This window comes from Clostridium sp. AF17-21AC (assembly GCF_003461365.1).
Lineage (GTDB): Bacteria > Bacillota > Clostridia > Lachnospirales > Lachnospiraceae > Coprococcus > Coprococcus ammoniilyticus.
This window is the reverse complement of record NZ_QTWY01000001.1, coordinates 244623-259705: the sequence shown is the minus strand read 5'-3', so window position 1 is coordinate 259705 and position 15083 is coordinate 244623. Positions and strand designations below refer to the sequence as shown.

The window sequence follows — 15083 nt, the reverse complement described above, 5'->3', positions numbered from 1 at the left end:
TCTGAGTCCGAAGGGCGAGTTGGCACAGGAGCATTTACGGATCAGGCATATACAGTGAGCAGAAAATATCATGAGTCTTTACAAGGGGATTCGTATTATATAGCAGCCGATGTCTGAAAATCTTCGGCTTTTTATCATTATGCCATTACTCGCCAAGGATGTGACGAGCTACATAGATACCACTGGCGGAGGCATGGGACAACGAATGCGTTACGCCACTGCCATCTCCGATCACATATAAACCCTTATGACAGCTTTCCAGATTCTCATCCAACTCCACTTCCATATTGTAGAACTTGACCTCTACACCATATAACAAAGTATCATCATTGGCTGTTCCCGGTGCTACCTTATCCAGTGCATAGATCATTTCCATGATTCCATCTAAGATACGCTTTGGAAGGACAAGACTCAGATCACCCGGTGTTGCCGTTAAGGTCGGTGTTACCAGCCCTTCTTCAATACGCTTCACGGTACTTCTTCTGCCTCGAACCAGATCTCCAAATCTCTGTACAATTACACCACCGCCCAGCATATTAGATAATCTTGCGATACTCTCACCATATCCGTTACTGTCTTTAAACGGTTCTGAAAAATGCTTGGAAACCAGAAGTGCAAAGTTTGTATTCTCTGTCTTCTTCTCATCACCCTCATAGCTATGTCCGTTTACAGTGATGATACCATTCGTATTCTCATTTACCACAATTCCATTTGGATTCATACAGAAGGTTCTGACATTATCTTCGAATTTCTCTGTACGATATACAATCTTGCTTTCATATAATTCATCCGTCAGATGTGAGAAGATAACTGCTGGGAGCTCCACCCGGACTCCGATATCGACACGGTTGGATTTTGTAGGGATCTCAAGCTCCTTACATACCTTTTCCATCCATTTGCTTCCGCTTCGTCCAACGGATACGATACATTTCTCACAGTCGAATTCACCCTTATCGCAGATGATACAATAACCACCATCAATAACCTGTACTGTATCAACCGGTGTATCAAAATAAAAGTCTATATGATCCTTCATCTGATCATACAGATTCTGAAGAACAACATAGTTGATATCAGTTCCCAGATGCCGAACCGACGCATCCAAAAGCTTCAGCTTGTTCTGAAGACAGAGCTTCTTGAACTTCGTTCCGGCGGTTGAATAAAGCTTTGTTCCATCGCCACCATTTTCCATGTTAATCTCATCTACATACTTCATCAGGTCAACAGCTTTCTGCTTACCGATATATTCATACAGTGTTCCACCAAAATCATTTGTGATATTGTATTTTCCATCTGAGAATGCACCTGCTCCGCCAAATCCACACATGATCGAGCAATGCTTACAGTTAATACAATTCTTGATCTTATCGCCATCAATCGGACATTTTCTCTTTTTTAAAGTATATCCTTCTTCGAATACAGCGATCTTACACTCCGGTTTCTTCTTCATCAGTTCATATGCCGCAAAGATTCCTCCCGGTCCTGCACCAATAATAATCACATCATACTTCATACACAACTTTACCTTTCATTTATCAGACAAGCTGATCCCTGAATTCGTCTTTTAATTCCGACAGGATCGTATCCATACGCCTGTCATAATCTTCAATATGTCCATGAAGTCGGTTATAAACCGCTTTCTGGACTTTATTGTAGATTGGAAGCTCCCGCACATCTTCTTTAGAATCTCCGACTTCACTCATCAGATCCTCTAAAAAGTTCGCAGGAAGTCCTCGTTTCTTAATCTCTTTTTCAAGTGTCGCAGTATCCACTGTAACTGCCAGCACACAGAAATATTCGATCAGGGATTCCTCATTCTTATTTAACGAATATGCCTTAATAAAATAGCTCTTTGCTTCATCAAGCTGAAGATTTCCGGCCAGAGCAACTGCTTTATTATGATATACATTTCCGAGGAATTCATCCTCCTGTTTTTCTTTTTCCAGATAGCAGATGACCTCATCATAGATCGCACCCGCTTTTATATAATGCTTGTACCGCAGATATCCATCCGCCCGCAGTTTCTCGACTTCGTATGATTTTAACGTACGAAGCTTCTGGCATTCCGCCATAAACTGCCGTACTTCTTCACTGCTGTAATATCCGCCATACACAAGAATCTCCACCATGATATCCTGAACAAATGCATGCTTGTCAAGTAATGTATCGATCTTATCCGCAAGCTCTGTGAGATCAAGCTCTCTTCTGATCCATGCCGACAATCTCGCCGTCACATCTTCTTCCCCAACCAGCACCATATTATTATACAGGTAGTAACACAATTCCTCGTAGGAATATACAGATACCTTGGTATTCAGGAACGTATATGGATTCTGTGCAGTTTTTGTATTACATACAATTATTTTTCCCATTTCAGGTCAAATTCCTTCCTATATATCTTATTTGTGGTCGGGAACATCGTTCCAAATCCTTCATCCCTGATAACAACCGCGCCCTTTTCCGCACTGTAGAATTCCGCTTCCAGTGAGATCTTGGTCGTCTTCGGCGGACGCTTCGGCAGTCCGTGGATCTCGATATGCTCCTTATCATAATCTCCTGTCAATATGTTGCGATAGATCAGCTCCACCTGATTTGATTCGTCCGGAAAGATATATAATTTTCCCTTTGTGTGGAACCATTCCTGTCCTCCTCTGGTGATCGGCACAAATGTCTTGCTGTCATCATTTAAACTGATACCTATATCAAAGCCAACTGTATATTCCGACCGGATCAGATAACGATCAAGCACCTTGCTGTGCCGATCGCCAAATGCCCGGTAGCAGGCTCCCTTTGTATAGATATTCTGACCGACAAATACCCGTCTTCCCTGACAGAGGATCGTCGCCGACTCCTTCAGCCAGTTATCCGCAAAGCCAATTCCGGTCAGAAACACCGAGGACACATAAGTCTCTGCCAGAAGCTCCTGACAGATCGCTGCGAACTGCTCATCCAGCTCCTCATCGTCCTTCTTAAACGCTGAAAATGTCAAGCGGTCTTTCAGGTTTTGATGAAATACATCCACAATCTCCGGTGATTTGTTATGCGTAATATCGAATCTGTAATAATCAAGCCCGCTGCTGTTAAAATCAAACAGCACCACACTGTTATTTCTTAACGACTCCGGCTGATTAAAGATGTAATAAATTCCACTGTCTATATGGCTTGTGATCTCAAACTGTTCATCACTTAAATGAAGCGCTCTCTGTAACTCCTGCACCGCCTTAATGATATGAATATCGGCATCTGCGATCGTTACTACCAGCCGCCTGATCTCATAGCTTTCAAACTGTTTTGTAAATTCCCGGATATGAAGCAGCAGCATTTTGACCAGAAGGTCTTTTGCTTTATAACTTGTTCCATAGATCTCCGTGTCCTCGTTGATGATCGTCTTCTGGTAAATACGATCAACCATCACGCCATCTTCCTTGAACCGTTTCCCTGCAGCCACCGCCCCGACACTCCAACCGGATTCATCCTTTGCTCCGGTTCTGTCTTTATATTTATCTGTATAAAACATAATATTTGGAAGCAGATATGTATCTTTGGAATCACTGTGACAGATTGATTCCGGTACCCCTTCATCCAGCTTATAATAACTTAACTGTGTATACTCCGGACTCAGATCCAATCCCAGATATAATGGATGTTCCGTCATGTTATCTCCTCCTGTTTCTGCTGTCTTATAATAATATCAGATTCTCCTCAAAGAAATGTGTGTTATTCAGATAGGTATCCATCGCCTGGATCAGCTCCTGATCATTTCTTGTCTCCTGACTGATCAGCATACTGTTGATCAGCTCAAATCGATTACTGTTCTTCTTATGACATGTTGTATTCTTTAAAATATCACTCTCAACGATGGATGAATTACCGCTCTCCGCACCATCAATGGAATATAACAGCGTCTCTCCGTGGAACACAACAAATTCCTTGATATAAATTCCCGGTATGATCTCATTCATTCGCTCCGATTTGTAATGTGCCATACTGTTGCTTTCCTGTCCGAAGCTGTAGCTTACCCAGATCTGTCTGCCGCTCTCACCCTTAAAGATCAGATAGGTCTTAAACTTCATATCATCCGGCAACGTTACAAAGGATGCAAATTCTTTAAAGAACGGCAGGATCTTACTGCTGTCTATAAAATGACGAACTGTATTCCGGATCCATTCCTTCTGTTCTGCCGAGAACCGTCCACCGCAGCCTGCAAAATAAGAGAGCAGCGCCATCTCTGAAATCTCATCTGTAATGTTCTTCTTCGCCACCTCTTTATACAGACATTCCATGATATCCGCAGGAATCTTCAGATCCTTGATAATATACTGGTATGCACAGAACCGTAAAAATGCCTTGACTACCATGCCCCTGCTTCTGCCTGCGTAATAAAGCGCAAAGATATCAAAGATTGCCTCTGTATAAGCATCCGCAAACATCATCTGTGCCAAGATATTCTCTGCAAGCATATCAATATCACGATAATTTGTGTTAACTGCCTTAAAAAGCTCTGCCATTTCCTCTAACGAGCCATTATAGTTATTGATCAGGAATGCCAGAACCTTCTGTGTCGCATACCCCCTCCGGTACAGATATACACAAATGGATAATAACGTCCTGTCATCATCATAGCGCTTATCGGATATTCCGAATTCCGCGATCCGTATCAGTTCATCCACATCCACATCTACATATCCAAACCGATGTATTCCGTTAAATGCCTGCTCATACATCCGTAAAGAAATGTAATATGTAATGATCCGGGAAGCGTCCTCTACTTCCACATAATCCAGATCAATTCGCGACAGATATTTATATAAAATGTCCGCATCATAATTCTCATGATAATACTCAACCATATGGCGGAGTGCTCTCTGCCGGATCAGATAACTGATATTCGGACAGTTAGAGATATCACGAGCCAGGTTGATCTCGGATGCATCCTTATATGAAAAGCTGTCTATATCGTTATACTCAAATAATAACAGACGATAATCCTTCGGATTATACTCTTTACAGATATCCAGATAATTTTCTTCTCCGACAACCGGCTCAAGCCGGTATGGTACCGTATTGATATATCTGCAGCCCCGACTGTCAAGTAATGTAATGATAGCGGATTCTGACACGATCTCTACATAAGCTTCTCCGTCAATCACATCCACCTGTTCACTCTTTTCCAGTTCCTCATGTGTTACAACCACTGATACAATATTCTTATTCCGACAGGTCAGCTTCTGCTTGAATATGATATTAATTAACTTTGATGCAAATTCCGGTTTCACACTCTCCGGCTCCAGAAATTCTTCATAGATAACCGTCAGATCATCACTCACTTCTCCGTCAATGATCTTCTTCTCCATGAAGTTCTCGATTGCCGGAATATACTCATGGAACACATTCATGTTCTGTGCCTTATTCATTATAACATTTGCATAGAGATATGCCAGCTCTTCATCATCTAACGTATTCTTGTAATTGAAATAACGGAGAATGGATTCTGGTATCGGCTGATACGTCTTCTTATCCATGCTCTTTAAGAAGCCCTCATACAAACCAACATATTTAATTCCTGCATTTGCCGCATCCTGATAATATACATGATACTCTTTATCACATTTTTTAAATCTGAGAAGAATTTCACATATCGTATCCAGTGTCATACGGTCATGCTTTGCTGCATAGATATTCTCCAGCATCTTGAATGCGTGAATATCAAAGAGCTTCATTCTTGCAGCCGTCTTTACGAATTCCATAATGACATCTTCGGATACAAATTCATGCCGCATACCCCAGCGGATAGCTGAGATCTCAAGCGGTGCGATCCGTTTCATCATAAGCGGCTGCTTATTGAACATATCACATATTTCAAAGTAAATAACCGGGCTGTTGACACCCTCATTATATAATTTCCGGATATCCTCATAGAGGTTCCATTTGTCTTCCGTATAGCTGTAATCTACAAATAATAACAGCCAGAAATAGAACAGCTTGTTCTTCTCCTGTTCCAGTCGTCCGCGGACAAGTCTTGCCGTGCTGTCGATCATGTCCTTATCCTTTGTCAGAAGTGCTTTCAGATAACTGTAATAACACTTCTCCATGCTGCCTGCCTCGTTCAGATCGGCATCTGCATCGATACGGACAAATTCCTGTTTTACATATTCTGTCTTGCCCTCTAACAGCTTCATATGAAGCAGTCCCAGCCGATAGATGTTATCCTCCGGTCTGTATTTGACCAGTGTTTCCAGTGCCTCTGTCGAACGTTTCGTGTAATCAGCAAGTGACATCTTATCCGTACGGAAATCAATGTATGCTTTTGCCAGTGCCTCATGACCTTTCTTGATCATGAAATTCACATGACGGTTCTTCGGCTCGGTTCTCTGAACCTCCGGCTTCTTTATGCTGACTTTCACGCTGATGTTCTGCAGGGTATTATTAAAATGGATATAACCTGCCGATACCCCTTCCGGGATCTTCGTCGGATCGATCAGGAAGTTCAGCTCATAATTATTTCCAGTGAAATCCTGACCTGTGATCCGGGTTGCTTCCGGGATCAGGAAATCGCTGTCTGATGTAATATAGGTATGGGTATAACCCCAGGTGTTCTTATTTACGGAGATCGTTGCACGAACCAGCTCATCCGGCATCTCGATCAACAACTCACGCTGCTTTGCTGTCAGTGTAAGCACACGTTTCTTATGGGTATATACAAGGAATTCTTCCATTGCCTGATTGATGGATAACGATTTCTTCAGGCTCTCATAGACTCCCTTAATGATCGCGTCATCCCCTAAAAAGGTACGCACGAATTCCGGGCTGTCAAAGATCTGAACTGCTACATCCCAGTGCTCCTCTGCGAAGGTCGCGAACTGGAACAGATCCTCGATCCGTTTGTCTTCTACCAGAACATAAGGCGGAACAACCTCTACGCTGTACGGGATCTTATATTCTCCACCATCCGTTATGATGTTGATATGTCCTTTAAAGCTCTTGCCTTCTTCGATTCCGCGGGCATCAAAAGAAAAGGCAACCGTATTCCGTCTGCCTACAAATGTATGACTCTTGAAATCGAACAGGTATCTGCTGTCATATACCATCAATTTGATCGGTACATCATTCTTTGACACCACCTTAAAGGTTCCCTGAAATATGGAGCCGGCTTCCACAGCCAGTTCCAGCTTTGCAATGGAAATATCAATATCCGGTCTTTCTACATTGAATTCTCCTCTGGCGTACTGTTCTACGATCCCTTTCATCTGGTTCTCCTTGCTTTCGTAATCATTTTATTAAAACTCATGTATTTTTCTTGTAATTAAATCCCCGAATCGGTATAATTATATAAAAACATATATTTTGATTATAGCAAAATAAATAGTTTTTTGAAACATTATATATGGAAAAAGAGGAATTTTTTATGGGAAAAAGTACGTCACATCTTTCTGGGAGCAATCTGCTCTCCCAGAATGAATCTGTAAGATTTGACCTGAACATGAATCCGCTCGGGGTTCCGGATTCTGTCAAAAATGTCATTCTTAACAGTATCGAAGATCTGAAGCGTTACCCGGATGGCTCATATACAAGATTAAAAGACAGTATTGCAGGCTATTCTGGTGCGGATCCGGACGATATCATTGTCGGAAGCTGCTCATATGAATTTATCAAACTCCTGATCGAATTCAACAGTCCAAAGCATGCTGTTCTTCTTTCACCGGGAGCACAAAATTATGAGAAGATCCTGAAAATGAACGGCTGTGATATCACATATTATCAGTTATCCGAAGAGGAAAATTATGAACTGGATATTGCGGATTTCATCTCTACGTTAAATGAGTCCATTGATATGGCATTTATCTCGAATCCAAATGGAACAACATCACAGGTCATCGACCGCGAATCTCTGGAATTCATCGCAAAGATCTGTGCAGGAAATGATATTGCACTGGTCGTTGATGAGGAGTATATGGATTTCGTTCAGGATAAGGATGATTGCACCGCTATTCCGCTGGTTAAGGAATATGACAATCTCTACGTTCTCAGAAACACAAGTAAATTCTTTGCAGTACCCGGCCTTCGATTAGCCTATGCGATCACATCTAATCCGGTTTTTAAAAAGACAATGTCAATCACCGGTTTTCCTTATGCGATCAACGCACTTGCCGAGGCAGCCGGCATTGATATGTTCAAGGATGCTTCTTACATAAGTAAGACCCAGACACTGATGAAGACGGAACGGAATCTCGTCTATTCTGCACTGGCAAGCCGCAAGACGATTAAGCTCTATAAGCCGGATGCAAATTTTATTCTGGTTAAATTATTAAAGAACGATATTACTGCTCAGACAGTTGTGGAACATTGCCAGAGTAAGGGATTGTATATCAGAAACTGTGCCGACATCACAGGATTGGATAATTCTTATATCCGCTTCTGCTTCATGAATCCGGAACAGAATGATCTGGTCGTTAACACTATTTTAGAGGTTGTATAACAAATTATATATGTTATTTAAATGAAAGGGTGGTACATACATATGAAACATGAATCAATGAAATTAACATCTTCTTACAATAATCAGTTATATATCAAAGTGATGAACGGTCACTTTGCTACAAACCATTCTCATATCAACCAGTATATCGATATGACAACCTTGAAGGTCAGAGGCACTATGGCTGCTGCCGCTGCCAAATCCATGGGAACCGAATATATGGCATCAACCATCGTTGACACGATCGTCTGCATGGACGGAACTGAAGTGATCGGTGCTTATCTGGCAGAAACCTTAAGTCAGAACGGTATCACTTCCATGAACCAGCACAAATCCATCTACGTTGTTACACCTGAGGTTCACAGCTCCGGCCAGTTGATCTTCCGTGACAACCTCCAGCCAATGATCGAAGGCAAGCATGTGCTTCTTCTGATCGCATCTGCTACAACCGGTAAAACAATCAAAAAGAGTCTGGAGTGTATCAAATACTACGGTGGTTCTATTGCAGGTATCTCAGCAATCTTCTCTGTTGCAACAGAGGTTGACGGCTATCCGGTACATGCACTGTTTACTGAAAAGGATCTTCCTGATTACAAGACCTATCCTCATGATCAGTGTCCAATGTGTCAGGCCGGAAACCGCATTGAAGCCATTGTTAACAGCTATGGTTATTCTGAATTATAATTTATAGTATTTAAAATAGAAGCCTGGGAGAAATTTCTCCCAGGCTTCTATTTTTATCATTATCAAAGAATGGTAACGCCTATAAACTCCCAGCTGATCGCCGAAATCACACCACTTAGCTGTGGTAATGAGAACGCTTATAATGTACGATCAGCCCTGCTGCCGCAAGAATCAGTATCACCACGATCGCCCACACCTGCGGCGTTACATCCTTAATGTTATAGCAACGGACATTGATCCACATCTGATTGATCCGTTTGCTGGCATCTACATCGAAGTACTGCATGATCGCACTTCGCTCGATCGCCGCTTCGTCCGGATACTGGGCATAGAGCTGACGTCTTGTCTGCTCCTCCGGAGCTGTTATGATGTAATCAGGATCCGAATTATCACCACTGAAGAAATAACCAAGCGGATATTCTGTTGTATCTTCTTCTCCATCTTCCGCACCATAATTCCAGTTCAGATAATCAAATACTGTATTATCATCTTCGCCTCCTGCAATAACAGAAGTATATCCGATGTAGTACATATTTCTGACTGCATTGTCCGGTCTTGAAAGAAAGTTCACAAAGCTTTCTGCTACCTGTTGTTTTCTGGCATCTTCATCGATACCATCCTTTAACATCACCCAGCCATCAAACCAGAGATTGGTAGATTCCTTCGGCACGGCGAAATCAAGATAAAGATCATCTTCTTCTGCCTGATCCATCGCATAAACCGCATCACCGGACCACTGATAATTTGCAAGCACCTTGCCGGATACCATATCTGCCTTACCACTGTCTGTCTCAAAGGAATATACATTGTCCTTCATATCCTGAAGCAAATCTTGTACTTCCTGTATCGTTTCCGGGCTGACATCATTCATTACCCGAAGCAGATCATCATGATAAGTATCTGCATTTATGAATTCCTCTGATGTCAGTTCGTCCTGCTTCAAAATGCCAAGTGCCGCAAAATAAGAATCACGCACATTATCCTTGATCGTAACCTGACGTGCAAACTTCGGATTATTCAGGATATTCCATGTACCTGCTTCTTCCTCTGTTATCTTCTCCGGATTATATAAGATACCGGTTACACCCCACATATATCCGGCTGCATATTTGCTCCAGCTCTCACCATTGATCTCATTTTCATCAAAGGTCTGTCTGATATATGGAGATACTCCCTTTGCATAATAATTTTCCTCTATACTTGTGTCATAAAACGAATCCGAAAACGGAACTACTTTTTCTTCTGCCATCAACTTCATGATCATGTAGTCGGATGGACAGACCAGATCGTATTTATCACCAAGGGTAAGCATGTTATAAAGGTCTTCATTTGTTCCAAAGCAGGAATATTCCACCTTTACCTTCTGACCATATGTCTCATAGTACCAGTTCTCAAAATCTGTCACCATGGAATTCTCACCGAAGATCTCGGTTCCATCTTCCAGGTCGATCACTTCGTCCTCATCCCATTCTCCAAGGTCGATATATTCTTCCCAATTGGATACACGAAGCACAATTGTATCATCCGACTTCTGTACATCGGCAGCATCTGTCTTTGCTGCATCACTTCCTGTATTATCTGATGCTGCAGACGCTTCTGCCTGATCCTGCGTTTTATCATCTGCCTCCGCATGTACCAGATAAGCCGCAGGTGTAAACATCATAAGTCCGGCACAGAAGCCGGCAAATCCTTTGAATAACTTCTTCTTATTCATATCTGCCACCTGCCTTTCCGACTCTCGCCTTTGCCTTTGATGTCATATTCATACCAACAACAATCAGTATAACGATCACGAAGATCACTGTTGATAACGCCCATAAAGCAGTCTTAATCTCTGTCTGAGAACCCTTGGTCGCATTTACGACATAAGTACTGATCGTATCAAATGTAGCCGGCTTTGTATAACTCGCAATGAAATAATCATCTAATGACAAAGTTATTGCCAGTGCAAATCCTGAAATCACACCCGGTAAGATCTGTGGAAGGACTACTTTTATCAGCGCAGTAAATGGTGATGCACCCAGATCCATCGCAGCCTCATACAAGCTTCCATCCATCTGCTTTAGCTTCGGTACAACTGACAGATAGACAAATGGTGCAGACAGCACGACATGTCCGACTACCAGCGGCACATAGGATTCCTTACTGACACCAAATACTACGATCAGCAAGATACAGATTGAAAAACCGGTTACAACATCTGCATTTACAACTGGAACCTGATTCATCGCAGATACGATCCCCGATGCAAGTTTCTTGGAATAAAATGCACCGACCGCACCCAGTGTTCCAAGCAATGTCGCAATTAACGCTGATCCAACCGCAAGAAGAACCGTACCCCAGATCATATCTGCAAGCTCAGGCTTGGTAAATAATGTAACATAATTCTGAACGGAAAATCCGTGTATTGTTCCGATATTTGCCGAATCCGTAAAACTATAAACTGCAAGGATCAGAATCGGCAGATAGAGGATCACCAACATCAATATAATAAAAGCAACCCGAAATCCTTTTTTCATTATAATAATGCACCTCCTCTGTTGTTGTCTTCTCCCTCATATTTATTTGTAAAGAGAGTAAAGATTAATATGATCAACAGAAGCACCAGTGCGATCATGGATCCATTGTGCCAATCGTATGCAGCAAAATAGCTGCCTATCAGACTACCCATAACATAAGTGCTGTTATACAACATATCCAATACAACATAGTTCGTCATAGACGGAAGGAATACCATCACGATACCACTGATGATACCCGGAACAGATAACGGAAGCGTCACCTTTAAAAATGTCTGAACAGAACTTGCGCCCAGATCATTTGCTGCTTCTAACAGACTGTTATCTAACTTCATCAATGTTGTATAGATCGGCAGGATCATAAACGGAAGAAAGTCATATACCATACCGATCACGGAATTAAAAAACGGATAATATGCCAGATTATGCTCGATCAACGTCAGGACTTCCTTTAAAGCAGTCAGTCTTAACGTAAAATTGATCCACATCGGAAGAACGAAGATCATAACAATGATCGACTTTTTCTTCCATTCACTTCTGGCAAGTATATAAGCGATCGGGTACGCCAGCAACAAAGCTGCTGCCGTCGATACACAGGCGATCGCAAAGCTGTAGGCAAGGGTTCCGATCGTGTTCGGACTGGTGAAGAATCCTGTCAGGTTCTCCAGTGAGAACTGCCCCTCTCCATTTGTAAATGCATAATATATAATGACTATAAGCGGTGCAACCACAAAGCATATCAGGAACAATGCATATGGCACACACAGTTGTTTTCTGGAAAAACGTAATGTACTCATCTCTGTCTCCTTTTGCTTTCGGTTATTTCTTAAGTTCAAAGTGGATCTTATCCTTTGGAATCACAAGGCTGACAAAGTCATCCATATTCCAGAGATATTCATCGTGAACAATGAAGTCTTCCTCATTCTCCGTACGGACTACATAGCTGTAGTGGTCTCCTTTATAGATCAGGTTAATGATATGACCGGATATGATACCTTCCTCCTGATCATCACTCATCGTAATATCATCCGGCTTGATCGTTAAGATCACCTTGAGCCGCTCATGATCGATGACATCTCCGGACGCATCCATTAATACACCATCCTCATAATGAGACGACGGAACGATCTTACTCAGATCACACGCAAGCTCACCAGCTAAGAATTCCAGCTTATAATATTTGTCAACTCCTGTCTCGATGCGGTTCAGTGCTTTCTCCGCAGGCATAACATGAATGCCATCCGGCTCTACGTTAAGTCCAACCATGTCGCCTACCTTTGCAGACTTTGTGGACTGTATCACGATCTCATTTTTACCGGACTGTACTGTGATCTCATAATGAACACCCTTGAATACCACAGAGATAACCGTTCCTTTTACTGCTCCCTGCTCCGGCGACACGATCAGGATATCCTCCGGACGCACTACGACATCCACCTGTGTTCCATGCTCTACATCATCCAGGCATTCGAATTCCGCACCACAAAAACGAACCTTTAATTTGCCTGTCATGATACCATTAAAAATGTTGCTTTCTCCGATAAAGTCCGCAACGAATGCATTCTTCGGCTCATTGTAAATATCCTCCGGCGTACCAATCTGCTGGATACGTCCTTCTGACATTACAACGATCTTATCTGACATTGTAAGCGCTTCTTCCTGATCGTGGGTTACATAGATAAAGGTAATTCCAAGTCTCTCGTGCATTTCCTTTAATTCGAGCTGCATCTCTTTTCTCATTTTCAGATCCAGCGCACCAAGCGGCTCGTCAAGCAACAGAATCTCCGGCTCATTTACCAGCGAACGTGCGATTGCAATTCTCTGTTGCTGTCCACCGGACAATGTCTGAACGCGTCTATCTTCAAACCCTTCAAGATCTACCATCTCAAGAGCTTTTTTTACTTTCTTTTCAATCTCAGCCTTTGGAAGCTTTTTCAGCTTCAGGCCAAATGCGATATTGTCATAAATATTTAAATGTGGAAACAATGCGTATCTCTGAAATACCGTATTGATCGGGCGCTTATTTGGCGGCAACTTACTGATGTCCTTACCATTTAATAAAATCTCCCCCTCTGTCGGCATCTCAAAACCGGCTATCATTCGAAGTGTGGTCGTCTTACCACAACCGGACGGCCCTAAAAAGGTTACAAACTCTCCACGCTGCACCTCCAGATTAAAGTCATCCACAGCCGTAAAGTTATCATCAAAATTTTTTGTGATATGCTTTAACTCGATAATGTTTTCCAATTATTTATACACTCTCCTTTTCAAGTTATTTATAATTTTTATCATTAGACAAAAATCAACTAATTCTAACATATCCGGGAGAAAATTAATATATATTTCGTGTTATTTTTCTTAGGTTTTGTATAGATTTTTCATACGGATTTTTATTGTGTAAGTACCGAAGCATACAGTCTGACCAGATCTGTCTTATCACCGAATTGAAGATGAACCGAACCGTAACCCGTCTCCTGAATCCGGACATTTTTATTTGCTGCAAGATCGCTCAGATGCACGTTGGAATTCAGCCGTCCATACCAGCCTTCCGGAGTCTGCGTAAGCCCTGTGACTGGAAGCTCCTGTAATATCTGCTCCAGTATTCTGCCGGTATGTGATCTCTCTGTCTGTTCCCTGCTCACGACTACCGTGTCCGATGTCAATCCATACGAAGCCACCGCTGCTGTCATCACCTGCTCCTGCGTCAAGGAATCTGCATAAATATCAGCTTCAACACTTACCATCTCCTTGATATTCAGATTATCAAAAAATGTATGAATCTGATCGACTGCCTCTATACGATCCGTCTGAACGACCAGATAACCCTGTCCGGTAACTGAATTGTCAATAAATGTAAATCTCCAGAATGCCGGATCTCCGTTACTTTGAAAAGTTGTTATCGAATCATGCCATCCGGTAACAGTCAGTTCGCCTGCAGATACCCCAAAGCATCCGGCAGTATTCAAAAGAAGATTATTTATCTTCGCCGGAGTCAGACGCGGGCAGACATCCTTTGAATCTTTATTTTCAGATTTTTCTGAATCTGCCATCTCATATACGCCCCATACACTTATATCAGCATGAACCTCCAGCTGTGTATCTGCCTCCTGCATACTGGCGAACACTTCTTCCATATCCATTTTCTCATTTATAAAAAACTGCAATGCTGCTGCGATCCAGACAAGCAGCACCATATATATCTTCGCCGAACGCTTCATGTATACATCTACCATCCTTTTCCTATATCCATATTCTGGACAATATCATGTGCTTTTATTCCAGGAACTTCTTGGATTGCTGACGTACATCATAATCTTCATATCCATGAGGCAGATCAGATACTGCAGACTTACGTTCTTTTGCAATATAGCAAAAAGAGGTGCCAGACACATAAATGCCTGACA

The 15083-nt window shown here is 42.2% G+C and carries 11 protein-coding genes; 2 read left to right on the top strand and 9 right to left on the bottom strand.

Features of this window, described 5'->3' with window-relative positions; all coding sequences use genetic code 11:
* Positions 1 to 145: 145 nt before the first annotated feature.
* Genes DWW85_RS01215 through DWW85_RS01200 form a run of 4 tightly spaced genes read right to left on the bottom strand, consistent with a single transcriptional unit; the run spans position 146 to position 7247 of the window.
* On the bottom strand, positions 146 to 1513 hold the full coding sequence (locus DWW85_RS01215) for an FAD-dependent protein (RefSeq protein WP_117807231.1): 1368 nt from the start codon (positions 1511 to 1513) through the stop codon (positions 146 to 148).
* Between the two features lie 22 nt (positions 1514 to 1535).
* The gene (locus DWW85_RS01210) at positions 1536 to 2372 is read right to left on the bottom strand and encodes a hypothetical protein (protein ID WP_117807230.1); all 837 of its coding nucleotides are present in this window, start codon (positions 2370 to 2372) and stop codon (positions 1536 to 1538) included.
* The gene (locus DWW85_RS01205) at positions 2360 to 3655 is read right to left on the bottom strand and encodes a DUF5716 family protein (protein ID WP_117807229.1); all 1296 of its coding nucleotides are present in this window, start codon (positions 3653 to 3655) and stop codon (positions 2360 to 2362) included. Before DWW85_RS01205 ends, DWW85_RS01210 begins: the two co-directional genes overlap by 13 nt.
* 25 nt (positions 3656 to 3680) lie before the next feature.
* Complete coding sequence (locus DWW85_RS01200) at positions 3681 to 7247, bottom strand: DUF5717 family protein (RefSeq protein ID WP_117807228.1); 3567 nt, start codon at positions 7245 to 7247, stop codon at positions 3681 to 3683.
* A 158-nt stretch (positions 7248 to 7405) separates the two neighbouring features.
* On the opposite strand from DWW85_RS01200, the gene DWW85_RS01195 reads away from it, so the two are divergent.
* Together DWW85_RS01195 and DWW85_RS01190 are read left to right on the top strand one after the other, a co-directional pair.
* The gene (locus tag DWW85_RS01195; RefSeq protein ID WP_117807227.1) at positions 7406 to 8476 is read left to right on the top strand and encodes a histidinol-phosphate transaminase; all 1071 of its coding nucleotides are present in this window, start codon (positions 7406 to 7408) and stop codon (positions 8474 to 8476) included.
* 42 nt (positions 8477 to 8518) lie between these two features.
* Positions 8519 to 9160, top strand: coding sequence for an orotate phosphoribosyltransferase (locus DWW85_RS01190; protein WP_117807226.1), 642 nt, complete (start codon positions 8519 to 8521; stop codon positions 9158 to 9160).
* Between the two features lie 115 nt (positions 9161 to 9275).
* On the opposite strand, the gene DWW85_RS01185 is transcribed toward DWW85_RS01190, so the two are convergent.
* The 5 genes from DWW85_RS01185 to DWW85_RS01165 all read right to left on the bottom strand — a co-directional run bounded on the left by DWW85_RS01185 (position 9276) and on the right by DWW85_RS01165 (position 14912).
* Positions 9276 to 10874: an ABC transporter substrate-binding protein gene (locus tag DWW85_RS01185; protein WP_117807225.1), complete on the bottom strand. Its 1599-nt coding sequence runs from the start codon at positions 10872 to 10874 to the stop codon at positions 9276 to 9278.
* Entirely contained in the window at positions 10867 to 11679 is an 813-nt protein-coding gene (locus DWW85_RS01180) for an ABC transporter permease (RefSeq protein WP_117807224.1), read from the bottom strand. The genes DWW85_RS01185 and DWW85_RS01180 overlap by 8 nt, the downstream gene beginning before the upstream one ends.
* Positions 11679 to 12476, bottom strand: a complete 798-nt coding sequence (locus DWW85_RS01175) for an ABC transporter permease (protein WP_117807223.1) — start codon at positions 12474 to 12476, stop codon at positions 11679 to 11681. The genes DWW85_RS01180 and DWW85_RS01175 overlap by 1 nt, the downstream gene beginning before the upstream one ends.
* 22 nt (positions 12477 to 12498) lie before the next feature.
* A complete protein-coding gene (gene potA, locus DWW85_RS01170) occupies positions 12499 to 13926 on the bottom strand; it encodes a polyamine ABC transporter ATP-binding protein (protein ID WP_117807222.1) in 1428 nt (475 codons plus the stop codon).
* 143 nt (positions 13927 to 14069) lie between these two features.
* The gene (locus tag DWW85_RS01165) at positions 14070 to 14912 is read right to left on the bottom strand and encodes a hypothetical protein (protein WP_117807221.1); all 843 of its coding nucleotides are present in this window, start codon (positions 14910 to 14912) and stop codon (positions 14070 to 14072) included.
* Positions 14913 to 15083 lie beyond the last annotated feature (171 nt).

Coding starts and splice junctions, on each gene's coding strand:
- DWW85_RS01215 (WP_117807231.1), bottom strand. CDS start 1,513: ATGAAGTATGATGTGATTATTATTGGTGCAGGACCGGGAGGAATCTTT.
- DWW85_RS01210 (WP_117807230.1), bottom strand. CDS start 2,372: ATGGGAAAAATAATTGTATGTAATACAAAAACTGCACAGAATCCATAT.
- DWW85_RS01205 (WP_117807229.1), bottom strand. CDS start 3,655: ATGACGGAACATCCATTATATCTGGGATTGGATCTGAGTCCGGAGTAT.
- DWW85_RS01200 (WP_117807228.1), bottom strand. CDS start 7,247: ATGAAAGGGATCGTAGAACAGTACGCCAGAGGAGAATTCAATGTAGAA.
- DWW85_RS01195 (WP_117807227.1), top strand. CDS start 7,406: ATGGGAAAAAGTACGTCACATCTTTCTGGGAGCAATCTGCTCTCCCAG.
- DWW85_RS01190 (WP_117807226.1), top strand. CDS start 8,519: ATGAAACATGAATCAATGAAATTAACATCTTCTTACAATAATCAGTTA.
- DWW85_RS01185 (WP_117807225.1), bottom strand. CDS start 10,874: ATGAATAAGAAGAAGTTATTCAAAGGATTTGCCGGCTTCTGTGCCGGA.
- DWW85_RS01180 (WP_117807224.1), bottom strand. CDS start 11,679: ATGAAAAAAGGATTTCGGGTTGCTTTTATTATATTGATGTTGGTGATC.
- DWW85_RS01175 (WP_117807223.1), bottom strand. CDS start 12,476: ATGAGTACATTACGTTTTTCCAGAAAACAACTGTGTGTGCCATATGCA.
- DWW85_RS01165 (WP_117807221.1), bottom strand. CDS start 14,912: ATGGTAGATGTATACATGAAGCGTTCGGCGAAGATATATATGGTGCTG.